The sequence below is a fragment of the Methylobacterium sp. J-070 genome (assembly GCF_022829385.1).
Taxonomy (GTDB): Bacteria; Pseudomonadota; Alphaproteobacteria; order Rhizobiales; family Beijerinckiaceae; genus Methylobacterium.
The window spans coordinates 1-23,718 of record NZ_JAKSXX010000075.1 but is presented as its reverse complement, the minus strand read 5'-3'; the positions used below and the strand labels follow the sequence as shown (position 1 = coordinate 23,718).

General features: G+C 68.3%; 21 protein-coding genes and 1 pseudogene. 15 read left to right on the top strand and 7 right to left on the bottom strand.

Annotated features, from left to right (window positions below; translation table 11 throughout):
* Positions 1–33 precede the first annotated feature (33 nt).
* The 3 genes from MKL01_RS06035 to MKL01_RS06025 all read left to right on the top strand — a co-directional run bounded on the left by MKL01_RS06035 (position 34) and on the right by MKL01_RS06025 (position 2,750).
* Entirely contained in the window at positions 34–261 is a 228-nt protein-coding gene (locus MKL01_RS06035) for a hypothetical protein (protein WP_243904315.1), read from the top strand.
* A gap of 454 nt (positions 262–715) precedes the next feature.
* On the top strand, positions 716–1,666 hold the full coding sequence (locus MKL01_RS06030) for a ring-cleaving dioxygenase (protein ID WP_243904314.1): 951 nt from the start codon (positions 716–718) through the stop codon (positions 1,664–1,666).
* A gap of 310 nt (positions 1,667–1,976) precedes the next feature.
* Positions 1,977–2,750, top strand: coding sequence for a ferredoxin--NADP reductase (locus MKL01_RS06025; RefSeq protein ID WP_243904313.1), 774 nt, complete (start codon positions 1,977–1,979; stop codon positions 2,748–2,750).
* Between the two features lie 257 nt (positions 2,751–3,007).
* Here MKL01_RS06025 and MKL01_RS06020 read toward each other — a convergent pair whose 3' ends face one another.
* Complete coding sequence (locus tag MKL01_RS06020; protein WP_409566205.1) at positions 3,008–6,463, bottom strand: DUF3971 domain-containing protein; 3,456 nt, start codon at positions 6,461–6,463, stop codon at positions 3,008–3,010.
* 183 nt (positions 6,464–6,646) lie between these two features.
* Here MKL01_RS06020 and MKL01_RS06015 point away from each other — a divergent pair, with 183 nt between their 5' ends.
* The 7 genes from MKL01_RS06015 to MKL01_RS05990 all read left to right on the top strand — a co-directional run bounded on the left by MKL01_RS06015 (position 6,647) and on the right by MKL01_RS05990 (position 12,693).
* Positions 6,647–7,114, top strand: a complete 468-nt coding sequence (locus MKL01_RS06015; RefSeq protein WP_243904311.1) for a peroxiredoxin — start codon at positions 6,647–6,649, stop codon at positions 7,112–7,114.
* Between the two features lie 85 nt (positions 7,115–7,199).
* Positions 7,200–8,411, top strand: coding sequence for a M23 family metallopeptidase (locus MKL01_RS06010; RefSeq protein ID WP_243904310.1), 1,212 nt, complete (start codon positions 7,200–7,202; stop codon positions 8,409–8,411).
* A gap of 186 nt (positions 8,412–8,597) precedes the next feature.
* Positions 8,598–8,951 carry a hypothetical protein gene (locus MKL01_RS06005; protein WP_243904309.1) on the top strand — a complete coding sequence of 118 codons (354 nt, stop codon included), beginning with the start codon at positions 8,598–8,600 and terminating at the stop codon, positions 8,949–8,951.
* A 47-nt stretch (positions 8,952–8,998) separates the two neighbouring features.
* Complete coding sequence (locus MKL01_RS06000; RefSeq protein ID WP_243904308.1) at positions 8,999–9,340, top strand: hypothetical protein; 342 nt, start codon at positions 8,999–9,001, stop codon at positions 9,338–9,340.
* A 133-nt stretch (positions 9,341–9,473) separates the two neighbouring features.
* Positions 9,474–10,325, top strand: coding sequence for a DUF1206 domain-containing protein (locus tag MKL01_RS05995; protein WP_243904307.1), 852 nt, complete (start codon positions 9,474–9,476; stop codon positions 10,323–10,325).
* Positions 10,326–10,467: 142 nt separating this feature from the next.
* Positions 10,468–10,590 (top strand): hypothetical protein, encoded by a 123-nt coding sequence (locus MKL01_RS35655; RefSeq protein ID WP_279604422.1) that lies wholly within the window; start codon positions 10,468–10,470, stop codon positions 10,588–10,590.
* A gap of 102 nt (positions 10,591–10,692) precedes the next feature.
* Positions 10,693–12,693, top strand: coding sequence for an SDR family NAD(P)-dependent oxidoreductase (locus MKL01_RS05990; RefSeq protein ID WP_243904306.1), 2,001 nt, complete (start codon positions 10,693–10,695; stop codon positions 12,691–12,693).
* Between the two features lie 343 nt (positions 12,694–13,036).
* On the opposite strand, the gene MKL01_RS05985 is transcribed toward MKL01_RS05990, so the two are convergent.
* The gene (locus MKL01_RS05985) at positions 13,037–13,690 is read right to left on the bottom strand and encodes an ABC transporter ATP-binding protein (protein ID WP_243904305.1); all 654 of its coding nucleotides are present in this window, start codon (positions 13,688–13,690) and stop codon (positions 13,037–13,039) included.
* Between the two features lie 1,039 nt (positions 13,691–14,729).
* Between MKL01_RS05985 and MKL01_RS05980 the strand changes: the two genes are divergently transcribed.
* The 5 genes from MKL01_RS05980 to terL all read left to right on the top strand — a co-directional run bounded on the left by MKL01_RS05980 (position 14,730) and on the right by terL (position 19,985).
* The gene (locus MKL01_RS05980; protein ID WP_243904304.1) at positions 14,730–15,173 is read left to right on the top strand and encodes a hypothetical protein; all 444 of its coding nucleotides are present in this window, start codon (positions 14,730–14,732) and stop codon (positions 15,171–15,173) included.
* Positions 15,173–15,565, top strand: coding sequence for an HNH endonuclease signature motif containing protein (locus MKL01_RS05975; protein WP_243904303.1), 393 nt, complete (start codon positions 15,173–15,175; stop codon positions 15,563–15,565). The genes MKL01_RS05980 and MKL01_RS05975 overlap by 1 nt, the downstream gene beginning before the upstream one ends.
* 419 nt (positions 15,566–15,984) lie before the next feature.
* Entirely contained in the window at positions 15,985–17,514 is a 1,530-nt protein-coding gene (locus MKL01_RS05970; RefSeq protein WP_243904302.1) for a site-specific DNA-methyltransferase, read from the top strand.
* Between the two features lie 358 nt (positions 17,515–17,872).
* On the top strand, positions 17,873–18,361 hold the full coding sequence (locus tag MKL01_RS05965; RefSeq protein ID WP_243904301.1) for a DUF5681 domain-containing protein: 489 nt from the start codon (positions 17,873–17,875) through the stop codon (positions 18,359–18,361).
* Positions 18,354–19,985, top strand: a complete 1,632-nt coding sequence (gene terL / locus MKL01_RS35940) for a phage terminase large subunit (RefSeq protein ID WP_243904300.1) — start codon at positions 18,354–18,356, stop codon at positions 19,983–19,985. Before MKL01_RS05965 ends, terL begins: the two co-directional genes overlap by 8 nt.
* Positions 19,986–20,299: 314 nt before the next feature.
* Here terL and MKL01_RS05955 read toward each other — a convergent pair whose 3' ends face one another.
* The 5 genes and pseudogenes from MKL01_RS05955 to MKL01_RS05935 all read right to left on the bottom strand — a co-directional run.
* Complete coding sequence (locus tag MKL01_RS05955) at positions 20,300–20,620, bottom strand: hypothetical protein (RefSeq protein WP_243904299.1); 321 nt, start codon at positions 20,618–20,620, stop codon at positions 20,300–20,302.
* A gap of 12 nt (positions 20,621–20,632) precedes the next feature.
* On the bottom strand, positions 20,633–21,385 hold the full coding sequence (locus MKL01_RS05950; protein WP_243904298.1) for an FkbM family methyltransferase: 753 nt from the start codon (positions 21,383–21,385) through the stop codon (positions 20,633–20,635).
* Positions 21,386–21,442: 57 nt separating this feature from the next.
* Positions 21,443–21,784, bottom strand: a complete 342-nt coding sequence (locus MKL01_RS05945; RefSeq protein WP_243904297.1) for a hypothetical protein — start codon at positions 21,782–21,784, stop codon at positions 21,443–21,445.
* Between the two features lie 248 nt (positions 21,785–22,032).
* Complete coding sequence (locus tag MKL01_RS05940) at positions 22,033–22,827, bottom strand: ABC transporter permease (RefSeq protein ID WP_243904296.1); 795 nt, start codon at positions 22,825–22,827, stop codon at positions 22,033–22,035.
* Positions 22,828–22,917: 90 nt separating this feature from the next.
* Positions 22,918–23,718, bottom strand: a pseudogene (locus tag MKL01_RS05935) (glycosyl transferase); the annotation flags it as partial.

Sequence of the window (23,718 nt, the reverse complement as noted above, 5' to 3'; positions counted from 1 at the left end):
TTTCTCGGGCGGCGATCGGTGCATACTGACGTGATGACCGAACTCCTCGACCGGGCGGTGGAGACCGCCCGCGCGCTGTCGCCCGAGATGCAGGATGACATCGCCCGCATGGTTTTGGCCTATGCGGGCCGGGACGACGCAATGATCGAACTCTCGGCAGACGAGACGGCCGATCTTCTCGATGCCCAATCAGAAATGGCGCGCGGCGACTTCGCGACAGAGTCCGAGGTCGAGGCCGTCTTTTCCAAGTACCGCCTTTGAAGCTGCGCTTTCAGAGACGCGCCCTGCAACAGATCGACCGCGCCTTGGCCCAGATCCCGGCGCAATCCCCACAGGGCGCAGCCAAGGTCGAGGCGCGGCTGACGGCGCTCATCGCGCTTCTACGGGATCACCCGCGCCGGAACGCGAACGTCGCTCCCCGGCGTTCGGCGCATCTTCCTGACCCCTTATCCGTACCACATCGACTATTATGTAGGGGACGTTGAAGTCGTGGTGCAGCGGTTTCGCCATGCCGCCCGAAAGCCTTTATCGAGGCGGTCCTGACGGTCGCCGTCGGGGTGCGCACCGGCGTGCGGCGGCCCGAGTCAGGAGACATCATGATCGGTCGGGATCGGAGGATCCGCCGAGCAAGGTTCTCGTCTTGAGCCGCCCAGGGCTCGCAACACCCACCCCGGCACTTACCTGAAGCGCATCGGCGCCAGTCCCCCGGACCCCCATGCAGCTCACCGGCATCCATCACCTCACCGCGGTGACCGCCCGCGCGGCGGAGAACGTCGCGTTCTACACCGGCACGCTGGGCCTGCGCCTCGTGAAGAAGACGGTAAATCAGGACGACGTCTCGGCCTACCACCTGTTCTACGCGGATGGCTTGGCGAGCCCCGGCACCGACATCACCTTCTTCGACTGGCCGGCGCCCCGGGAGCGGCGGGGCTCGAACAGCATCACCCGCACGCATCTGCGCGTCCCCGGCGAGGCCGCCGTGGCGTGGTGGCACGCGCGCCTGCGCGAGGCCGGGATCGTGGAGGCCGAGCCCGTCCTGCGCGACGGACGCCTCACCCTCGATTTCGAGGATCCGGAGGGTCAGCGCCTCGCCCTGGTCGACGATGGCGGGACCGGTCCCGAGCATCCCTGGTCCGGTTCGCCCGTGCCGGCCGCCTACCAGCTTCGCGGCCTCGGGCCGATCCGGCTCTCGGTGCCGGATATCGGGCGTACCGAAGCGGTGCTGACCGAGGTGCTCGGCCTGCGCCGGGCCCGGGCGTTCCAGACGGAGGACGGGCCCGTCGCGGTCTACGCCATGGGTCCCGGCGGGCCGGCCGCGGAGATCCAGCTCCTGGCGGATCCCTCCGCGCCGGCCCGGCAGGGCGCGGGGGCGGTCCACCACGTCGCCTTCCGCATTCCGGACGCGGATTACGAGGCCTGGGCCGACCGGCTCCGGGCCGCCCGGGTGCCGACCAGCGGGCCGGTGGACCGCTACTACTTCCGCAGCCTCTACTTCCGCGAGCCCAACGGCATCCTGTTCGAGATCGCCACCGACGGGCCCGGCTTCACCGCCGACGAGCCGCTGGAGACCCTGGGCGAGCGCCTCGCCCTGCCGCCGTTCCTGGAGCCCCGCCGGGCCGAGATCGAGGCCGGGCTGAAGCCGCTCCGGCCCGGGCCCGCCGGCTGAGCGGACCGCGCGGTCCGGTGACCGGCAACCCTCCCATGTCCGGACCGGTGCTGCGGACGGCCGGAAGGGATGCTAAATATTCGAACGATTCCAGGCCGTTCACTTCTTGCGTGGGTGTGATCCCGGCGCGCCTTGACGGGCGTGCTGCAACTGCGAAAGAAGCAGCGCACGTGTGTTGATCATCCGGATTCCCGCGGGGGCGTCCCGCGCGGACCTGCCGGAGCGGGGCGGCGGGACGCCGCCGAACCGTGCCGCCCGGATCGTCGGGGGCATGAACCGAGCGTCAAAGGATTCGAGGACTGATCCGTCGATGAGCAAGTTCTACGAGGAGCGCGTCCTGTCGGTCCACCACTGGACCGACAACCTGTTCTCGTTCCGCACCACCCGCGATCCGGCGTTCCGCTTCCGCAACGGCGAGTTCACCATGATCGGCCTGGAGGTCGAGGGCCGGCCGCTGCTGCGCGCCTACTCGGTGGTCTCGGCCAATTACGAGGAGGAGCTGGAGTTCTTCTCGATCAAGGTCCAGGACGGGCCCCTGACCTCGAAGCTCCAGCACCTCAAGGTCGGCGACCCGATCATCGTCGGCAAGAAGCCCACCGGCACGCTGGTGCTCGACAATCTCCTGCCCGGCCGGCACCTCTACCTGCTCGGCACCGGCACCGGGCTCGCGCCGTTCCTGTCGATCATCAAGGACCCGGAGACCTACGACAGGTTCGAGAAGGTCGTGCTGGTCCATGGCTGCCGTCAGGTGCAGGAGCTGGCCTACGGCGAGACCATCACCGAGACGTTGCCCCGCCACGAGTTCCTGGGCGAGATGATCTCGAACCAGCTGGTCTACTACCCGACCGTGACCCGCGAGCCGTTCCGCAACCGCGGCCGGATCACCGACCTGATGGTCTCGGGCAAGTTGTTCGAGGATATCGGCCTGCCCGACATGGCGATCGAGAACGACCGCTTCATGCTCTGCGGCAGCCCCGACATGATCCGCGACACCCGCGAGCTGCTCACCGGCCGCGGCTACGAGGAGGGCAACCACGGCGAGGCCGCCCACTACGTGATCGAGAAGGCCTTCGTGGAGAAATAATCTGTTCGGCCGGTCGGTTCTCGTCCGGTCGCTTCAGCCCGGGGCGGTCCGCCGCGCCGGGTTTTCTGCGTCGCACGCGGTCTCGGATCGAGGGCGTCGGGGCTGCCGTCGTGGGTGAGGCCCGGCATCCCGGGCAAGCGGGTGGTCGGCTTCGACGCGGCGGCGCCGGCCGCGATCGCGGATCACATCCGCGCATGAGACGGGAACGGGCGCCCGCCCCGGCCCGCAGCACATCGGCGGTCTGGGCGGAGGACCGCTCAGCGCTCGCCCTGCGGCACCCCCGGCATCCCGTCGGCGAAGGGGCCGCCGCCGGCGCTGAACAGCTTGCGCAGGAACCCCGGGGCGATGGCCGAGAGCGGGTTCACGCTCACGTCCGGCGCCGCGAGCTTGCCGGCGACCCGGAAATTGACCGCGAACAGGCCCTCGTTGTGGCCACCCCCGAGCAGGGGCCCGAGCAGGGGCAATTGCGAGGCGACGTTGTTGAGTCCGTAGAGCGGCACGAAGGTGCCGGTCATGTCGGTGCGCTCGCGGCCGGTATCGAGCCAGCCCGACAGGGTGAAGCCCATGGCGGCGTTGGAGATCGCCGCGTCGCTGAAATCGACCCGGCTGCCGGTGCGGACGAAATTGGCCCGCATCCGGTCGAAGGTCACGTCGCCGGCCGCCCGGCCCGGGGCGATCCGGCGGCCGCGGGCCGCGTCGGCCTCGCCCGGCTCCGGACCCTGCGCCATGATGCTCGACAGGGCCGGCTCGTTGCGCAATGAGAAGTCGCGGATCTGCACGACGCCCGATTGCGGCCCGTCGTTGAGGCCGATCCCGGCATTCAGGCGCCCGCCATACATCCGCCGATAGACGTCGACGAAGCGCAGGCTCGCGCCGGCATCGGCCGAGTCCACCGCGAGCGTCGGTACGCCGCGCTCGCCGCGCGTGACCGTCGCGGTGACCGGCGCCGCGCGGAACCGCCCGGAGATGGTGGCGGCGCGCAGGGTCTTGCCGTGCAGCGACAGGCGCAGGTTGGCGTTGGTCAGCGCCTCGTCGTTGAAGCCCGTGACGATCGGCAGCTGGATGTCGGCCTCGACATCCTTCGGGCTCGCCTCCTTGGCCTCCTTGCCGCCCTTGGTGTCGGACGCGCCGAGCGACTTGAGGAACGGCCGCGCATCCACCACGGCGCCCCGGACCACGACCTTGTAGCCGTTGCCGGCCCGGTCGAGACTGACCCGCATGTCGTCGCCCGGCGAGAGCTTGACGTTCGTCAGATCGGCCCGCTCCAGGCCGCCCTCCGGCGTGATCGAGACGGTGCCGCGGACGCTCGCCGGGGCCGCGTCGAGGGCGAAGTCGCGCAGGTCCACGCCCTGGCCGCTGTCCACGAGGGTGAAGGTGAGCCGCCCCGGCTTGCCCGCGGGCTTGGTCAGGCCCGGCAGCAGCCCGTCGATCCCCGCCTTGGCGAGATCGGCCTCGACCCGGATCGGCGGCTTGCCGGAGCCGGGCCGGCCGATCGGCATCACGGCGCGGACCGGGATCGTGCCGGTGAGAGCCGGCGCGCTCGGCAGGCCCTTCCGGCTCCGGACGGCATCGTCGAGCGACAGGCTGACCACCGCCTCGCCGGGCTGGCCCACCTTGGGCACGCGCAGGTCGACGGCGACGGGGGCGCCCGCGACCCGGCCGTCGCCCTTCAGCCCGAAGGCGCCGCGGTCGTACGACAGGGCGAACCTGCCGGCCTCCAGGCGGTCCTTGCCCATCACCTTGTCGACCGAGAGGTCGGACAGCGTGCCGGTCAGCGTCACCGGCAGGTCGGGCAGATCGGGGATGTGCTTGAGGTTGAGCGGGAAGTCGACCCGCAGGTCGGCGCTGCCCTTGATCGTGGCCGGGTCGAGGTCGGCGCTCATCATGCTCTTGAACAGCTTGGCCTGGAGCACGGAGGCCATCCCGTCCGCGCCGCCGGAGAGGCGCATGCCGATCTGCGCCACTACCCGGTCCGGCGTGATCTGCGGGATGACGAAACTGCCGTCCGAGATCGCGAGCCCGCGCCCGTCCGGCCCCTGCACCTCGGCGGTCACGTTGCGCACCGTCGTGGTGCGCCCGGTGACGGTGCCGACGACGTTGCCCTTCGTCACCGGCGGCGCGTCGGCCGTGACGTCGAGGGCCGCGTCGGAGACGTGGAAATCGATCCGGACCGCGTCGTCCGGGGCCGGATCGCCCCGGGTGGCGGCGGCCAGCACCGTCCCGGACATCTTCACCCGGATGTCGACGGAGTCGACGCGTCCGCGCCGCAACTGGTCCACCAGGTAGGTCCGGGCCGGCGGCGCGATGTGCTCCGGCCAGAGGCGCAGCCCGGTCCGGACCTCGCCGTCGTGCCCGACGATGTGGAGCGTGAGGCCGCCCTCGTCCGCGGTGGTGCCGATGGTCCCGCTGACCGTCCCGGTGACGCCGGGGGCCGACAGGGTGAGCGCGTCGATGGCCAGGCCGCCGTCCCGTCCGGAGAGCTGCGCGTCCAGCGCGTCGATCTTCACCGGCGCGTCCTGCGGGGTCGCGCCGCGCAGGGTGGCGTCGCGGCTCGCCAGGGTCGCGGTCCAGGCCGTCGCCGCATCCGGGCTGCTCCCCGCCCACGCCCCCGTGAGGTGCACGGCGTTGCCGGCACCGCGGTAATCCAGGCCCGTGAGCGTCATCACGCGGCCGGCCTCGTCCCACGTCATGGCGGCGTCGAGGCTCTCGACGGTGACGGGATTGAAGTCCTTCTCCTCGATCAGGAACGTGCCGTCGCCGGTGTGGAGCTTGGCGTTCATCGTCCGGATGCGCCCGGCCGCGAGGCTCACATCGGCGCGCGCCGAGAGCTTCAGGTCCGTGGTCAGCGGGAGACCCGACTGGCCCGAGAGCAGCAGCAGGTCGGTGGCCGGCAGGTCGTCGAGGGTGATGACGCCCGAGCGCTCCCGCCCGTCACCGCCGTCGCGCAGCGAGCCGCCGAAGCGCCACTCGCCGTGCGGCCCGTCGAGCCGCAATTCGAAGTTGCGGGTGCCGTTCACCGGATCGCGCCCGAACAGGCCGTTGACCCGCGAGAACACGGCGCGCTCGTGACCGTCCTCGTCGATGAGCCGCAGGCGCGCGTCCGTGACGCGGGCACGGTCGAGGGCGCCGACCACGCCGCTCGAATCCAGCACCACCCCGAAGATCGACGCGATGGCGGCCGACAGCGGCGAGACGCTGCCCCGGACGCCGTCGACGCTCGGCGGCGTGACCGGCTCGATGTCGACGGGGTGGTTGGCCTCCGAGGCCGCGAAGGCGATGGAGCCGTCCCGGTGAACCAGCGCGGTGGTCTGCGTCTCCCGGAACTCGATCGACCGCGGCTGCAGGTTGAGCCGCAGAAGCCCCCAGAGGTCGAGGCTCACCAAAGCGAGGGGCGCGCGCACCACCAGCGCGCCCTGCGGGTTGCGGATGTCGAGGCCGGAGAAGCGGAGGCTCAGGGCGTTCTCGCGGTCGAGTTCGAGGCTGCTGCCGCGGATGCCGATGCTCCAGCCCGGGCCGATCCGCTCGGCGACCGCGGCGGCGACGCGGCGCGACAGGCCGTCGATCTGCAGCGGCCCGTTGGCCAGGCGCATCGCGACGAGGCCGATCCCGCCGCCGAGGAGCAGCACCACGGCGAGGGCGCTCACGAGGCAGAAGCCACCCCAGCGGCGTCCCCTCCCCCGGGGCCTGCGTGCCGACGTTGTCTCGTCCGCCATCGGGACCTTTGTTCCGGGGGCTCTGCGCACGGGGCTGTCGGGCGCCGCGGCCGGTGGATCGAAGCCCGCCCGCACTTTACAGCGGCCGCGACTCCGGGTTTGGCTCGGATGTGCGCGGCGCAACCGCGGGATGCCGGGCACGCACTCGGTTGCACATCATCAATCGGCCGAAAGGAAGGCACGATGCCGCTGTCAGAGGGTGATCCGGCCCCCGAATTCGACCTGCCGGCCTCGGGCGGCGGGCGCATCGCGCTGTCGGCGCTCGCGGGTCACAAGGTCGTGCTCTACTTCTATCCGAAGGACGACACGAGCGGCTGCACCCTGGAGGCGCAGGACTTCAACCGCCTCCTGCCGGCTTTCACGGAGGCGGACGTCAAGGTCGTCGGCCTCTCGCCGGACCCGGTGAAGAGCCACGACAAGTTCTGCGGGAAGTACGGGCTGGCCTTCCCGCTGGCCTCGGACGAGGACAAGGGCGTGCTCGCAGCCTACGGCGTCTGGGTCGAGAAGAGCATGTACGGGCGCACCTACATGGGTGTCGAGCGCACCACGGTGCTGGTCGACCGCGCGGGCCGAATCGCCAGGATCTGGCCGAAGGTGAAGGTCGCGGGTCACGCCGAGGCCGTGCTGGAGGCCGCCCGGGCCCTCCCGTGAGGGAAGAGGATCCGTCTCCACGAGGCTCTCGACGGATCCTTAACCTTACTCAGTATTGAATGACGGCCTCCGCGGGGCCGTCCCGATGCAATTCTCGAAGATCTTCTCGCGCCTCATGTCCCGGACGGCCGCGCCCTGGCTCGCCGGCTGCCTCGGGCTCGCCCTCGTCTGGGCGCTGGGCGCCTCCTACCTGATCGTGTTCCACGACGACGTGCTCGCCGGGTTCGTGGCCCGGCAGGCCGCCCTGCGGGATGCCTACGAGGCGCGGATCGGTGCCCTCCAGGACCGGCTCGAACGCGACCGCCGCGACCGTGACGGCGCCGAATCGGGCCTGGTCGAGCGGGTGTCGGCGGCACTGGAGCGTCAGGCCGAACTGGAGCGCCGCGCCGCGGCCCTGGCCGGCCTCGCGCGGCCCGTCCCGTCCGACCCGGTCACCACCGGCGCGCTGCCGGCGCGGCGCGATGCGGCCGGCGGCGAACCCGACGACGGACTCCTCCTGCGCCCATCCGGGGACGATCAGCCCCCGCGCACGGCCGTGCGCCCCCTGCCCCGCCAGGGTGCGCGCGAGACCGAACTCGGGCTCATCCGGCTGGAGGCCCGCCTCGACGGCCTTCAGGCGGCGCAGGGCGAGCACCTCGCCCGCCTGACCGGGCGGGCCGGCGACGAGGTCCGGCGGCTGCGCGGCGTGATCGGCCGGACCGGTCTCAACCCCGGGCGCTTCGACGCGCCCGGCCCGACCGCGGGCGTCGGCGGTCCGCTGGTCGCCCTCGACCCGAGGATTCTGGACGGCGCCGGTTTCGAGGCCGGCGTCGCGCTGGCCCGCCGGACGCTCGGCGACGGCGAGCGGCTGCGCCGGCTCGCCGCGGCCCTGCCCCTGAGCCGCCCGATCCGGCACGACGCGCCCGTGTCGAGCCCGTTCGGCACCCGCCTCGACCCGTTCACCCGCGGCTTCGCCCTGCACACGGGCCTCGACCTGAAGGCGGAGTACGGCGAGCCCGCCCGCGCCACCGCCCCCGGCCGCGTGGCCGCCGCGGAGTTCGCCGGCGGCTACGGCAACATGGTCGAGCTCGACCATGGCCGCGGCCTGACGACCCGGTTCGGCCATCTCGCCCGGATCGCGGTCCATCCGGGCCAGCGCGTCGCCGCGGGCGACGTGATCGGCTATGTCGGCTCGACCGGGCGCTCCACGGGGGCGCACCTGCACTACGAGACCCGCATCGACGGCGAGCCGGTGGATCCGCAACGCTTCCTGGACGCCGGTGCGGCGCTCGCGACGGTGCAACTCGCCGCCGACTGAGCCCGTCGCCGGGCGGCCTGCCCCGGGCCCGGCCTCCGGTCCCGGCCGATCGCGCAGGAATCGAGGTCTGAGGCCGGGAGGCCGGCTGGACCCTGCGGGTCGCCGCTCCGGGCCGGCGGTCGCCCAGCCGCTGCTGTTGCGGGCGGCAGGCCCGGTGCTACCATCGGGCCGGGATGGGGGTCGACAATGGCTCTGGCGGCGACGCGCGACGCGGGGATGGAGGTGTCCGAGGTCATGCTCGGGGTGGAGCGCCCGCCGGAGCACGGGCGCCGGGCGCTCCTCGATGGCCGACCCGTGCCCATGGCGCCGCCGCGGAGGCGGCATCGGGCGATCGTCGCCGGGCCGATCCGACGAATCGGCGACGCCGCGGATCCGCGCCGCGTCGCCGGGGGGCTTTCCCCCGCGACGATGCGCCCGGACCGCGGCCGCGAGGGCGAGGGCGAGGGCCGGTGGCGGGCGGGGGACGGATGGCGCGTGGCGGCCTTCCGGCTCGACGGCACCGGGGCGCTGCCCGACATCGACCGCACCCTCGCCTTCTGAGCGGCCGCACCCCACCTCACCGATCGACGAAGCATCAAGGCACCGACTTGCCCCATTTCGAAGATTTCTATGCGGCCAAGCTGCGCGGGTCCCTCGGGGTGACGGACGCGGATTCGGTGCTCGACCTGCGCGGCACCAACCGGGCGACCGCCGAGGCCTCGCTCAAGGACATGCTGGAGCGCAGCCGCTTCGCCAAGGGCAAGACCGTGGCGATCCGGCTCGATCCGCCCCCGGAGGGCGGCGGCGAGACCCTGTTCCAGCCGGCGGGACGCCTGCTCCTCGACGCGAAGCGCCGCGGCCTGATCGAACGCCTGCAGACCCTTCCGGCACAGGACGGGCTCGGCTTCTACGTGGCGCTCGCCGGCCGGGCCGATCGGACACCGATGTAGGCGGGCTGGATCCGATGCGCCGGCAACGGATCGGGTGCGGGCCGCCGGGCGTTGACCGGTCCCGCTTCACCGGAGGCCGCCCCTCGATGTCGCCCGCGCCGAACCCCCGAGCCCCCGTATCCCGCGCCTGCCGATGAGGGTCGTTCTGGGCGGCCGCAACACGATCGAGCGCATCGCCCGCCTCGGCTACGGCGCCCGGGGCGTGGTCTACTTGGTGGTCGGGGGCCTCGCCCTGCTGGCGGCCCTCGGTCACGGCGGGCGGGCCGGCGACAGCAAGGACGCCCTGCGCGCCGTGATGGCCGGGCCGTTCGGCGCGGTCGTCGTCGGGCTCATCGCGCTCGGCCTCTGCGGCTTCGCCCTCTGGAGGCTCGTCGAGGGGATCACCGACGCGGACCGCCGGGGCACGTCGGCCAAGGGCCTCGCGGTGCGGGGCGCCCACCTGATCAGCGCCGGGCTCTATCTCGGGCTCGCCGTCAGCGCGGCCTCGCTCAGCCTCGGTCTGGGCCAGGGCGGCGGCGACGGCATGCACGACTGGACCGCGTGGCTGCTGGCCAAGCCGTTCGGCCGCTGGCTGGTGGCGCTGGGCGGCCTCGCGGTCGTCGGCGGCGGCTTCGGCTTCCTCGGCAAGGCCTGGCGCGGCGACGTCACCGACCGGCTCGCCCTCGATGCGCAGGCGCGCTCGCGCTGGGCCGGCCCGATCGGCCGGTTCGGCTACGCGGCGCGGGGCCTGGCCTTCCTGATCATCGGCGGCTTCCTGGTGGCGGCGGCGTGGCACCAGCGCTCCTCCGACGCCAAGGGGCTGTCCGAGGCCTTCGCGCTGCTGCGCGCCCAGCCCTACGGCTGGGTGCTGCTCGGCCTCGCGGCCGCGGGCCACGCCGCCTTCGGGGCTTTCGGTCTGATCCAGGCGCGGTACCGGCACATCGAGGCCCCGGACATCGACCGGGTGGACGACGCGGCCGGCGCCGCGGCCCGGGCGCTGACCTGATCCGGCCGGTTCGTCGCCCGTCCCGATTGTAATCGGCCGCCCGCACCCCAAGTCTAACAGACCCTCCGCGCAATCCTGTGCCCTGGGCGCTGACGCGGAGGCGATGATGGCCAGAACCTTGATTACCGGTCGAGCACAGACCGTGACCACGGAAGACTTCAACGAACGCGTCCGGCTGCTGCTGGTCGACAAGCTCGACCCGGTGAAGGGCCGCATTTACCGGAAGAACTTCAAGACCGGGTTCTCCGGCGCGCTCGTCCGGTAGCCCGCCCGGGCCGTCGCGCGTCCCGGGGGGCGTGCGGGGCGGCCGCGCGTTGACAGGGCCGGTGCCGCGGCGGATACCCCGCGGCATCCCATCCGGCACCCGATGCAGCAGCGCCTCTACAAGACCGCGGTGATGGTGACCCACGACCTCGCGGCGACCGCTGCCGCCGTGGTGCTCACCTTCCTGTTCCGCTTCCAGGGCAGCATGCTGGCCGAGCGGCTGCACGCCCTGCCCCTGCTGCTGCCGCCCTTCCTGCTCCTCGCCGGCCTGGTCTACGGCCGCTTCCGGCTCTACCGGACCAAGTGGCGCTTCGCCTCCCTGCAGGATCTCGCCGGCATCGTCCGGGCGGCGAGCGTCCTGGCGCTGGCCCTGCTGGTGATCGACTGGGTCCTGGTCTCGGCCGACCTGTACGGCTTCTACTTCTTCGGCAAGATCGCGATCCTGCTCTACTGGGTCCTGCAGATCTTCTTCCTGGGCGGCACGCGTCTGGCGTTCCGCTACCTGAAGGACACGCGCTCCCGGCAGTCCAGCGCCCGCGCCGCCACCGTCCCGACCCTGCTGCTCGGACGCGGCGCCGACATCGACGTGCTGATCCGGGCGATCGAGGCGGGCTCGGTGCGGAAGCTCGCGCCCCGGGGCATCCTCTCGCCCCGGGCCGACGAGCGCGGCCAGTTCATGCGCGGCGTGCCGGTGCTCGGGGGATTCCCGGACCTCGAGCGGGTGGTGGCCGATCTCGGCGCCCGCGGCGAGCCGGTGCGCCGGCTCGTGGCCGCCCCCAGCGCCCTCGTCCCGGAGGCCGCCCCCGACGACCTCATCGCCCGGGCCCGCCGGCTCGGCCTGCCCCTGGCCCGGGTGGCGAGTCTCGGCGAGGGCACGCAGGGGCCGGAACTGGCACCTCTGGAGATCGAGGACCTGCTGCTCCGGCCCACGGTCGCCATCGACCGGCCGCGGCTGGAGGCGTTCCTCGCCGGCCGCCGGGTCGTGGTGACGGGCGGCGGCGGCTCGATCGGCTCCGAGATCTGCCTGCGGGCCGTGGCCTTCGGGGCGGCCGCCGTGCTGGTGCTCGATTCCTCCGAGCCGGCCCTGCACGGCATCCTCAGCCATCCGGCGATCCTCTCCGCGGAGGCGACGGTCACCGGCGTGCTGGCCGATATCCGCGACCGGGCGCGGGTGCACGAGGTCATCGCCGGGTTCCGGCCGGACTACGTGCTGCACGCCGCCGCGCTGAAGCAGGTGCCCTATCTGGAGCGCGACTGGCAGGAGGGCATCAAGACCAACGTGTTCGGCTCGATCCACGTCGCCGAGGCGGCGGTGGCGGCGGGCGCCCGGGCGCTGGTGATGATCTCCACCGACAAGGCGATCGAGCCGGTCTCGCAGCTCGGGGTCACGAAGCGCTTCGCCGAGATGGTCGCCCAGGCCCTCGACGCCGAGCCTTCCGCGACGCGCGACCCCCCGACCCGGCTGATCGCCGTGCGCTTCGGCAACGTCCTGGGCTCCGTCGGCTCGGTGGTGCCGGTGTTCAAGGCTCAGATCGCCCGGGGCGGGCCGGTGACGGTGACCCACCCCGACATGGTCCGCTACTTCATGACCGTGCGCGAGGCCTGCGACCTCGTTCTCACCGCGGCCTCCCACGCCGACGGGGAGGCCCGGGCCGACCCGGATACCGCGCGCGCCGCGGTCTACGTCCTGAAGATGGGCCAGCCGGTGCGGATCGCCGACCTCGCCGACCGGATGATCCGGCTCGCCGGGTTCGAGCCGGGCGCGGAGATCGAGATCGCCTTCACCGGCGCCCGGCCCGGGGAGCGGCTCAACGAGATCCTGTTCGCCCGCGAGGAGCCCCGCGTCGCCCTGCCGGGCATCGACGGGGTGATGGCGGCGCGGCCGGTCTTCGCCGACCGGGCGCGGCTCGATGCCTGGGTGACGCAGCTGCGCGCGGCCGTGGCGGCGGGCGACCGGGGCGCCGCGGAGGCGGTGTTCGAGGCGGCGGTGCCGCATTTCCGGGAGCGCCATGCCCAGCGGGCCGGAGGCTCATCCGCAGCGGTCGACGGCGCGACGGTCGAGGCCGGACCGCTCGCAGGGGCTGCCCCGGCGGCGATCGGCTGAACCGGAGCGGTCCCGGTGCTTTCAGGTCAGGACTCGGACGGACAACAGGTGCAGAGCGGCACGCGCTGGCGATGGATCTTCAAGCTGCGGCGGTCGGACGTTGATCTCGCGAGGGGCGATCATCGGTGAACGCGCGCCCTACGCCGCTCCCTGCACCAGGGAAAGGTACAGGGAATTTCCTGGGCGGCAGTCTTAGCTGAGGCACCTGCGCCAAGCCGGCGCCTATAATCGACAGCTGGATATGCCCACTTCGATACGGGCAAAGCCGATCGGATCGTGGCCGGCGAGAAGCCATCCCGCCGTTTCCGCTCAGCACGTCAGCCGTTTGCGCCCCGACGACACCTCAGGCGTTGAGGCGCTTGTAGACCTCGATCGCGTCGTCGACATCCTCATAGATGATCGCGCGCCCGTTGAGCAGGACCAGGCCGTGGGTGCACCACTGGCGGATCGTCTCCATCGAGTGTGAGATCATGATGATGTCGGCGTGCTTGCAGCGCTGGGCGAAGACCTCGTCGCAGCGCTTGGAGAAGCGCGCGTCGCCGACCGAGGTGATCTCGTCGATCAGGTAGCAGTCGAACGGGATCGCCATGCTCATGCCGAAGGCGAGCCGTGCGCCCATGCCCGAGGAGTAGGTGTAGATCGGAGCTTCGAGGTAGCTGCCGAGTTCGGAGAAATCCTCGACGAAGTCGAGGACCTTGCGCGGGTCCTCCCCGTAGATCCGGGCCACGAACATGACGTTGTCGCGACCGGTCATCTTGGGATGGAAGCCGCCGGCGAAGCCCAGAGGCCAGGACACCCTCCGGTCACGCTGGATCTTTCCCTTCGACGCGTCCTCGGTCCCGGCGATGAGGCGCATCGTCGTCGACTTGCCGGCGCCGTTGATGCCGAGGATGCCGTACGAGATGCCCGGCTTCAGGGTGAACGAGGCTTGGTCCAGGATGATCCGAGGATGCCCGTTGGTCCGGTAGATCTTGGTGACTTTCTCGAAACGGATCACGGGGACCGCTCTCCCGACAGACGGTAAGCCATCGTCAGCCATCGATGGCCGTTCCGGAGGCGCTAGCGCGCGAAGGTGGCCAAACTTGGAGGGGCGACTACCATCAGATCGCCCCGGCACCGGCCGCCGGTGCGGATCAGCGATACCCGCGTGTCGCTCATGCTGAATCGCACTCGGGCGATTATGGCCGCATCCACCAGGGGCGCGAAGCGCCTCGTCGAGGGCTGCCGAGAGCCAGCGCATCGGATTCAGTATCAGCCGCGTCGAGCCGGGTGAGCTCATAGACTGGGACCGGCACGTGGCGCCGTCGTGAAGAAGGGACTGAAATTCCCGGGTGATGTCGCTCGGTACCGCTCAACGAGCACATGGAGCGCCTTCTCCCTTCAGTCGCGCGTGCAGCGCTCGCGCAGGCTCCTGAGCCAAGGAGTTTCGAGCCGACAGGGTTGTCGGGTTGGCAGCAATATTCGACTGGACTGGCGCCGTGATTGGAGTGTGAATGGTCATGCCAGGAAGCACTTGGCTTGCCTAAGTCGGGAGCGAAACATCTTGAGTATGGCTGGCTGGAGCAACGTCACCAATCCGCCCGTACTCGACGTGCGCCTGACCGACGGGCGCGCCGACCGGCGGGATCCTGGCCTGCGCGGCAGGCGCATTATCAGCCGATCACGAGTACGGGGCCTTCGCGTTCAAGGTCCTCCTACAAGAGGGGCGATCTGATGCAGGGCACGATAGGCCTCGAGGAGCCCAGGCCATCGGAGACGAGCGCAGCCGTAGGATCTGGCTGAAGCGCGCCGTCAACGGGCACGCTTAAGGTCTGGCGATCGCGTCGCCCCGCAGGCTCATGAGGCCGCGTGCGGGGTCGGGGCAGTGGCGGGGCAGATCCCGCCGCCAGCCCGAGGCGCGCTATGTACTCACGCAGTCCAGTTCAGATCCGCCCCCTCCTCCCATCTTCTGATCACCGTTCCAGAGGGGTGGCGTGCCGCCGGCCATCAGTTCCGTGCTGGGCCGCGTCTCACACTCTTTCGGCGTGAGGGCGGGCATGTCGAACCGCACCATCTCTTGGGCCGCCGCCCTGCGCGAGCTGAAGGCTGATCGTGCCGTCCGCTCCCCGGTGCGCGAGGAGCGCTTGCGCACGAACGCCGGCCTGCGCGGCGCGCCTGGCCTCGCCATGAGCGTTTGGCGCGGTCGCTCCGGTCGGCGCTACGTCGTGGTCGTCCAGCCGCTCGATGCTCCAGACCTGGTCGCCGACCAGGCGGCGGTCGTCCTCGCGGTTGCTCGGGATGACCAAGGGCGGGCCTCGATCGTAGCGGCTCGGGCTTGCGAGGCGGGCGATCCCGGCTTTCTCGGCTGGCTCGCGGCGTGTGCCAGGCTCGGCGCGCGCGAGTTGCACGCCTATCGGCTGGCCGAGACGAGGCCTGAGCGCGCCAAGATCGCGGCCGACCTAGGCGGGCCGAGTGACGACACCGCTGCGGGGGCGGCGTGATGGCACGGCGGGAGTTCAGTAAGGCGGTGCTGCGCGCCGCCCTGGCCCGCGCTGACGGGCGCTGCGAGGGCATCCTTTTAGACGGTAGCCGCTGCCCATGCGCCCTGCAGGTCGGGCGGTTCCAGTACGACCATATCGTTCCGACTGCGCTGACCGGGGACGCCTCGATGGAGAACTGTCAGGTATTGTGCCGTCCCTGTCATGCGGCCAAGACGGCGGTGGATGTCGGCGTGATTGCGCGGGTGCGACGGGTCCGCGACCGGCACGTCGGGATCGCGGATCCCCACCGCCGCCCGTTTCCGGGCGGGAAGACTAGCCCGTTCAAGCGGCTGATTGGCGGTGGCGTCATTCGTCGCGACACGGGCGAACGTCTGGATAGGCGAGGCAAGTAGAGCGAGCGCGCCACGCAAAGCGCTCAGGCAGAGAGTTTGACGCTCCGTGGGCGGGCTCTTCGGTCGATCGCTGTCTTTACCGCTCCGGAGAAGTGCGGGGACGCCGACGCCGGTGTGCTCTGTGGATGGCGCTTCTTAAGCGCCTGTGACCCGCTTGCCTCAGCCGAGATAATGCGGCATTCCTAAGGGCACTTGTCGGAGCCGACTCAGGTTCGACAGGTGTCCGGGACCGATGAGCCGTGAGGCAGTCGGCAGCCCGCAATCATATCATATGAGGCAGCATAGGGCGTCCCAGCCCTGAGCAGCATCGGTTTGGCGCGAACGGTCCTGTGGGTCGTTCGACCGCTGATGGCTGCGCACGCTGTCGATCATCTTGCTCAACATCGGTCTCCATCGCTGGGTCAGCCATGGAGTCCATCATGTCTAAGAAGTCTCTCATCCGTCCTGGCGGCATGACGGCAGGTCTTGCATCCTCCGCATCTCACGCCAACGCGATCACCCTCGACGACGCCCCACGCGTGCCACTCGGGTCGGGGCTGGAGGGGCGTTACGGGCGCGCCCCACTTGCGGCTCTGGTCGAGAACCCGCACCGTGTGCAGACTCACTCGTCACGGCAGGTAAAGAAGCTCAGTCGCACCATCGAGGTCGCGGGGCAGTTGGCGCCGGCCATCATCGACGAGCACTACATGATCCTGGCGGGCCATGGACGCCTCGCGGCTGCCAAAGCGCTCGGCCTCGACTGCATGCCAGTCGTTCAGGTCTTCAATCTGTCGGAAGCCCAGAAACGGTCCTTCCTGCTCAGCGACAACCGCATCGGGTTGGACGCGCGTCTCGACCGTAAGGCGTTGGCCGGCCAGATCCCCGAATTGACGCTGCTCTTCGAGGATGCTGGCCTCACCGTTTGCGACTCCGGCTTCGAAGTTGCCGAGATTGATGCGCTCGTGCTCGACTACGAGGATGGGGGCGATTTGGCCGAGGAGGCGATCGATTCACCGCTCACAGCATCGGAAACCTGCCTTCGGCGCGGCGATATCTTCGGTCTCGGCGCGCATCGGCTCGCCATCGGTGATGCGCGCGATATCGATCTCCTCGACCGCCTCATGGCCGGCGAGAAGGCCGAGGTCGCGTTTTTAGATCCTCCCTACAATGTGCCCGTGCGCTCGACCGGCGGCCGTGGCCAAATCTGTCACCCCGACTTCGCGTTCGCGTCGGGGGAGATGAGCCGAACCGAGTTCGTGGCTTTTCTGGAGACTGCGCTCGGAAACGCCGCTCGGGTCTCAGAGCCGGGGGCGGTGCACTTCGTGTGTATGGACTGGAAGCACGTCCGTGACCTCATCGAGGCCGGTGAGCGCGTCTACGGCGCGCATCTCAACCTTGTCACATGGGTGAAGACCAACCCGGGCCAGGGTGGGTTGTATCGCAGCCAGCACGAGCTGATCGGGGTCTTTCGGGTCGGAGACACGCCGCATCGTGACAACGTCCAAATGGGCCGTTTCGGGCGCAACCGCTCGAACGTCTGGACCTATGCCGGCGCCAACGCGTTTCGCGCCGGGCGCTTGGACGACCTCGGCGATCATCCGACGGTCAAGCCGATCCAGCTCGTGGCCGACGCGCTAAAGGATGTGAGCGGGTGTGACGCGATGGTCCTCGACACCTTCGTGGGCTCCGGTACCACGATCCTGGCCGGGCAACGGGTTGGCCGGCGCGTCCGGGCGGTGGAGTACGAGCCTCGCTACGCCGAGGTCGCGATCAGACGCTTCGAGGAAGTCTCGGGCCTTGAGGCGGTACATCTCGAGTCCGGGCTGACCCTGGCGCAGCTGTCCGAGCGCCGCCTCGCGGATGCGCAGACAGGTGTGACCTCGGATCAGGTACTTGCACCCGCGGCAAAGAAGCCAGCGGCAGCGGTCAAGCCCCGGGTGCGGGAACAGCTGAGATCGCCGAGCTCGTAACCGTACGACGAGCGTCACGCCGCCGCTCGCATTCAATCAAGACACCCCCGGCGGCTATGGTTCGGAGCAAGTCGCTTTGAGCCATAGCATCTCTATGTCATTCCGAGATTGATTTTGCTGAATTACTTAAAGAAATTCGAAAATTATGCTTTTTTAAAGCTTGGATGCTTGACAAGTTTCTGAGATTTCGCCACTGTAATACCAGTGTATCGCTGTGATACGCTCTTAACCAATAGACGCAACCGGGAAGACGCTCCGCCATCGTGCGGGTCAGTCGTCATCGCTCGAACGAGCGGCATTCCGGCGCAGACTCGTCCTCCCTCGGTGAGGGGGGCGTATTGCGTCGCTGGAGGTCGCAATGACTCACGACGATGACGAGCAGCCCGCTGGCTCTCCCGAGGTGAATCCGCCCGCAGAGGACGTGGAGCGCGTCGGGTACAAACGCCCGCCGAAGCGAACACGCTTTCGCAAAGGACAAAGCGGCAATCCAAAGGGAAGACCGAAAGGAAGCCTCAACGAATCGACTCTTCGCGGGCTGATCGCGGAACAGTGGCTCGATGGGACAATGAAGATTGTCGAGGGCGGCCGCGAGCGTCAGGTTGCTCGACTGGTCGTCCTCCTGAAGAAGCAGGCAGAGCTCGCTTTCAAAGGCGATCGCAAAGCCATTAATGACTGCTTCGCTCTCATCTTCCGCGTAGCAGTCGCGGATTCCGCGCAGCGGACAAGAGACGAGACTACCGCCGAAGACGAGGCGATCCTGCGCAATCATTGCTCCGACGTACTCGACGCCGAGGATATTGGTCCGGGCCGGCCCGATGATGGTGGCGAGGAGGATGGCCGTGATTGACCGCCAGCGCCTCCTGCGCGCCCTCCTCCGCCAAAGCCTCGCCGCCTTCGCTCAGAAGGCTTTCCATGCCCTCGAGCCCGGGACACCGTATTGTCACAGCTGGCACCTTGACCATCTCGCGTGGCAGCTAGGGCGGGTCGCCGGCGGCGAAGTGCGCCGCTTGATCATCAACGTGCCGCCGCGCTCGATGAAGTCGATCACCGTCTCGGTCGCCTTCACGGCTTGGCTTCTGGGCCGCGATCCAACCAAACGCATCCTGTGCGCCTCTTATGCCGCTGATCTGGCACGCAAACACGCGATCGATACGCGTAACATCATGGAGAGCGACTGGTTTCGGGAGCTGTTTCCAGTTTGCGAGCTCGTCGCACGCCGCCAGCGCGACGTCGAGCTCGTGACCACGCTCAAGGGCGGGCGCTTGGCCTTCGGCCTCGGGGGTGCACTGACCGGACGCGGAGCCGACGTCATCATCCTCGACGATCCGATGAAAGCCTCCAGCTCCACCTCAGAGGCCGATCGGCGCCGGGCGATCGAGTACTATGAGGGTACGCTGGTTTCGCGTCTGAACGACAAACGTCGCGGTGCGATCGTACTCGTCATGCAGCGTCTGCATGAGGCAGATCTATGCGGCCACTTGCTCGAGCGAGCCCGAGAGGATTGGCAGCTCGTCCACTTGCCGGCGATCGCAATCGAGGACGGCGAGTTTCAGCTCAGCGACCGTCCGGGCCACATACACCGGCGCCGCTGCGGCGATGCCCTCCAGCCCGACCGCGAGCCATGCGATCTGCTCGAGGGTCTGCGCCGTGAGCTCGGCTCGCGCACTTTCGAGGCACAATACCAGCAGGCGCCGACGCCGGCGGGCGGCAATCTCATCCGGCGCGAGTGGCTGAGGTTTTATCGTGAGCAACCGGCGTCGCTCGACCGGATCATCATCGCCTGGGATACCGCTTCGACGCTCGGGGAGACCAGCGATTGGTCGGTCGGGCTGGTTTGGGGCGTTTACGATCAGGATTTCTACCTGCTTGATGCGGTCCGCCAGCGTCTCGAGTTCCCTCAGCTGCGGCGCGCCGTGCTGGAGCTGAGGGAGCGCTGGAACGCGGACGTCACGTTGATCGAAAAGACGGCGCTCGGCTACGCGCTGCTGCAGGATCTGCGTCGCACAAGCACCCTACGCCCAGTTCTGTTGCCCGCGCGCCTCGACAAGGTGGCGCGCTGTGAGGCGCAGTCGGCGCGCTTCGAGGAGGGACGGGTGTACCTTCCCAAGGAGGCGTCGTGGCTCGGCGTCTACGAAGCCGAACTGCTAGCCTTCCCGAATGGCCGCCACGATGACCAGGTCGATGCCACAAGCTACGCGTTGCACTACCTCACGGATTGGCTTCGGCGGGCACGTCCGCCGGTCCGGCGCAGCCGGGAGAGTATACGAAGGCCGACCACAAGCCGTGGGGCCGTCGATGCGGTACTCGCAGAGGTCGAACCGGCCGTCCCGTTCGCCGGGTATGTGGAGGAGCGTGGTGCAAATGGGGGTCGTGTCTTCCACGTCCCAGCATCGACGTCGATCCCAGCGCAGGGTGGGCCAGACGAGCGGAATGGTCAGACGATCCGTCGCTCGGTGCGCAGTCGCCTCTGAACATCGGTGTCTCCGTTCGCGGATCGATTGACCAGAGGAAATCGGGTGCGTGCGGATGTAATAGCGCCGAACTCAGGAACGTCGCTGACCGGGAGGTCGGTTCAGCGGTATGCAAGCGGCGTATCGAACGGTGCTGTGTATCGGCGTTTAAGCCTAACCCGCGTCAAAAATCTATGTAATGCCTTGCTCATACGAGTAAATTTGATGGTCGCCTGAGATACCAATCGGTACTCCGCCATTTTTTCATTTGCGTGAGCAATATCAAAGCGTTAATACCGTTTTAGCTCGGATCCCGATTCAGAGCAGATCCACAGTCAAGTATCAGCCAATTGTTGTTCGAGATGCGCGCGGAGGATGGAATATTGCGCGACGACATTTTCGAGCTTGGCCTCGTTCATTTTCCTGATGCGTTCGGAACCGAGATCGGGCCGGTAACTCATCACGTAATAGGCCGCATGGGCCTTCAGCTTCGTTGCGACGAACGCCAGATCGGACGACCAGATGGCCTCAGCGCGAACCAGCTGGAGCCGCCTGGAAATCTCAAGCCATTGCAGGCTAAGAGCGATGCCGCTGCCCATCTGCTTAAACAGATCGAACGTCGAGTCGAGAATTTCGAGGGCGGCAAGTGCGGACACGAGGCACTCCGATCAAGGTTGCGCGACGACTAGATCGGGGCGCACGTACCAATCGTCGAATAGGGAGAATTGCCGGAACCGCGGTCGATAGCCAAGGCCGACCAGACGTTCGTAGATCTGCTCGCGGGTTCTTGAGAAATTGTGCTCGACACTGATCAAGGCAACGTCGTAGCTCGTGAAATCGAAGCTCTGCAGCACATCGAACTCACCGCCCTCAACATCGATGCTCATGTAATCGATTCGCTTAGGCGCTCGCGCCTCCGAGAGAAAACGGCTTAAAGAAATCGTTTCAACGCCATATTGCCGACCTTCCTGCCGAAAATGCGAGTGGAAATCGTTTTCAACGAGGTCCTTCATGCCGGATAACTCACCGATATCGACCTCGTTGAATAGGACTTCGATCCCGTCAGTCTTGTAGATGCATTTGTCACTGATATAACAGTTGCGATTTTTATACAGGGCCTCATGCCAAGCTCGAGCCGGCTCCGCTAAGGCTCCCTGCCAGCCGAATGTTTTCTCCAGTAGGAGGGTGTTGCTGAGGCTGATGCCGTCGCAGGCACCAAACTCCACGAAATACCCGTTCCGTTTCTCATTCAGTTCATACAGAACCCAGAGGTCCTGGAGTAATTGTGCGTTGGACAGCGGAGCCATCCTGGTGGCGAAAGATAGAAAATCGAGTTCGGAACTGAGAATATGAGGACCGCAATCCAGATTGTCCCTGAGCCCGATGATGGCGTTGAACATCGTCAGGAGTTCGACATCCATGACCCTCGGCTCCAACCTCTGAAAGGAATTGATCTGACGCGCGGACGAAAGTGCGTATCACTCGTGCTGCGACGACAGCGATGAGGCTTTGCGTCCGAGGAATCTGTTCGATCCCTCGAACAGGACGGTATGCTGGGAGGCGGCGGGGCCATGGTCTGGAAGGGATCGCGCCGCCTGGCGGATCGTGGTCAGGAAGCGCTTGCGGTCGAAGCCGAAGGGACGCAAGCTGCCAATCAGGGCGTCGACTAGGGTGTTCATCGCTTCGGACCGCGATTGGGCAATGTCCCGGTCGCGCAGGGCCACATCGCGCTCCGCCTTGATCAGCGCCAATTCGAGCTGCTGCTGCTGGATCAGGCGGATGTATTTCGTATCGATGGCTTGGACAGGGTTCATGGTCATGAGGGCGCTGTGAGGCTGGGGAGGTTTGTGTCCCGCAGCAGAGGCGGCGCGGAGTCGATCAAATTGATTTCGTCAGGCCTTTATCTGTGCTGCAACATCGTCTTGAATTCGGCGGCTGCGGGCAGGCCCGACAGGACCGTCTTCGTCGCGACGTTCGCGATGGCGGCGCGGCCGCTCAAGAACCGAGCGCCGCCGCGCCGCCTTCTCAGAGCGGAACGGTCGGACGATCAGGATACTGCCGATCCTCGTCACATCTGGATCTTGCCCACAATGTGCTTCACCAGAAGCAAGCCGATGCTGGCCGCCGTCAGTCCGAACATGATCACGTAGAGATAGTCGACCTGAATGCCGGCATAGGGATAGTAGGCGGACCGAACCCATTCCGCCACCTGCATCGCAGGGTTGTACTTCATCCAGTAGTAGATCTTCTCCGGCATGTAGCTCGGAAGGAACATGACGCCGCTCGATACGTATAGGATGATGCTGAACAGTGCGTAGCCGATCAGCCAGCCGGGAAAGAACCCGATGATCGCGACGTTGATCGTCCCGACTCCGATTCCGAGCACGATGGCGGCAAGGTAGCCGCACACGGCGGTAATCGGATCGGCAGGAATCGGATCGGTGCCTATGACGACGAGGACGGACGCGACGACGAGCAACGCGAGGAAACCCGTCACGATCTCCACGAGGACGCGGGCCAAGATCACGTCGAAAAGTTTGACCTGCGGATAATAGGTCAGTGGCCGATTCATGATCACAGCCTTCATGACCTCACGGGAGATATACTGAAAGATGAGAACCGGAACCGCGCCGCTGGCGAAGAACAGAGCTCGGTTGTCCCCTAGTGGGGCCGCCAATTTTTGGAAAGTGTAAATCGAGATCAACGCGAAGACGTGCACGCAGGGCCAGAGCACGATCACGCCGTAACCCCACATCGAGGCTCCGAAACGCGTGCGCATGTCGCGCAGCATCAAGGCATGCAGCACGTGCAGATACGACTCGATCGGGTTCTTTTCTGTCTGGGCCGACGGAAGAGCAGCCATGGGATTGACCTCTGCGTTTCGTCGCCTGCTTCACTGAGAAAATGGGCCAAAGTGCGTTGACACAGCCCGTCGGTGCGCCGGGCGCGGAGGTCAGGCTGGGAAACCGTAATAGTCGCCCATCAGGTCATCGTACGTTGCGGCCTGGATTGGCTTGGACAGCCGGCCGGTTTCTGAGACGTCAATGGCGAGCAGCCGGTCGTTGAGGGCGGCGGGATCGGCGGCGAGCGCGGCCGGCATCAGGTGTCCGTTCGGACAGGCGGAGAGCCGCTCGCCCGGGGCGCCGAGGTCGAAGGCCGCCACCGGCAGGCCGGTGCGCAGCGCCAGTGTCAGGGCGTACGAGTAGGTCTCCGGCCAGATCGACGGCAGAAGCACGAGGTCGGCCGAGACATGAGGGACGAGATCGAGGATCTCCTCGTCGTCCCAGTGGCGGCCGGTCTCAGCGATCTGAAGGGCCGCCCGCGCCACGCGATCGAGGGTCGGGTCGTCGGTCGAGTAACGCCCCGTCTCCGTGACCCCGGCCCGCTCCAAGCCGTCGGTAAGCGCCGGGTCGGAGAAGCCCACGATCGAGAACCGCAAAGGCAGTTCGCGCTTGCGCGCATTCGTCGCCAGGGCCTGCAGCAGGAGCCCGCCTTCGGGCATGCTGATCGCCCCCAGCACGGCGACGCGGCGGATGCGTCCCGGGCGGTGCAGGGTGGTGTCGCGCACGGCGCGCTCGGGCTCGGCGTGGGGCCGCACCGTCACGGGCAGGTCCGGGTACACGGTCCGGATCCGCGCCGCCGTGTCGGCCGACGGCGCGAACACCCGCGCGGCGCCGGCCAGGAACGCCCCGAACGCCGCCCGCCGCTCGCCCGGGTCCGGCTCCTCGAACCCGTCCGCGTCCCCGGCCAGGCA

What these genes read in the sequence shown, in the direction of transcription:
- MKL01_RS05940 (WP_243904296.1), bottom strand. Translation starts at nt 22,827, where the DNA reads ATGGCTGCTCTTCCGTCGGCCCAGACAGAAAAGAACCCGATCGAGTCG.
- MKL01_RS06020 (WP_409566205.1), bottom strand. Translation starts at nt 6,463, where the DNA reads ATGGCGGACGAGACAACGTCGGCACGCAGGCCCCGGGGGAGGGGACGC.
- MKL01_RS06005 (WP_243904309.1), top strand. Translation starts at nt 8,598, where the DNA reads ATGGCTCTGGCGGCGACGCGCGACGCGGGGATGGAGGTGTCCGAGGTC.
- MKL01_RS05965 (WP_243904301.1), top strand. Translation starts at nt 17,873, where the DNA reads ATGACTCACGACGATGACGAGCAGCCCGCTGGCTCTCCCGAGGTGAAT.
- MKL01_RS06010 (WP_243904310.1), top strand. Translation starts at nt 7,200, where the DNA reads ATGCAATTCTCGAAGATCTTCTCGCGCCTCATGTCCCGGACGGCCGCG.
- MKL01_RS05950 (WP_243904298.1), bottom strand. Translation starts at nt 21,385, where the DNA reads ATGGATGTCGAACTCCTGACGATGTTCAACGCCATCATCGGGCTCAGG.
- MKL01_RS06035 (WP_243904315.1), top strand. Translation starts at nt 34, where the DNA reads ATGACCGAACTCCTCGACCGGGCGGTGGAGACCGCCCGCGCGCTGTCG.
- MKL01_RS06030 (WP_243904314.1), top strand. Translation starts at nt 716, where the DNA reads ATGCAGCTCACCGGCATCCATCACCTCACCGCGGTGACCGCCCGCGCG.
- MKL01_RS05970 (WP_243904302.1), top strand. Translation starts at nt 15,985, where the DNA reads ATGTCTAAGAAGTCTCTCATCCGTCCTGGCGGCATGACGGCAGGTCTT.
- MKL01_RS05990 (WP_243904306.1), top strand. Translation starts at nt 10,693, where the DNA reads ATGCAGCAGCGCCTCTACAAGACCGCGGTGATGGTGACCCACGACCTC.
- MKL01_RS05995 (WP_243904307.1), top strand. Translation starts at nt 9,474, where the DNA reads ATGAGGGTCGTTCTGGGCGGCCGCAACACGATCGAGCGCATCGCCCGC.
- MKL01_RS05975 (WP_243904303.1), top strand. Translation starts at nt 15,173, where the DNA reads ATGGCACGGCGGGAGTTCAGTAAGGCGGTGCTGCGCGCCGCCCTGGCC.
- MKL01_RS06015 (WP_243904311.1), top strand. Translation starts at nt 6,647, where the DNA reads ATGCCGCTGTCAGAGGGTGATCCGGCCCCCGAATTCGACCTGCCGGCC.
- MKL01_RS05945 (WP_243904297.1), bottom strand. Translation starts at nt 21,784, where the DNA reads ATGACCATGAACCCTGTCCAAGCCATCGATACGAAATACATCCGCCTG.
- MKL01_RS06025 (WP_243904313.1), top strand. Translation starts at nt 1,977, where the DNA reads ATGAGCAAGTTCTACGAGGAGCGCGTCCTGTCGGTCCACCACTGGACC.
- MKL01_RS05980 (WP_243904304.1), top strand. Translation starts at nt 14,730, where the DNA reads ATGTCGAACCGCACCATCTCTTGGGCCGCCGCCCTGCGCGAGCTGAAG.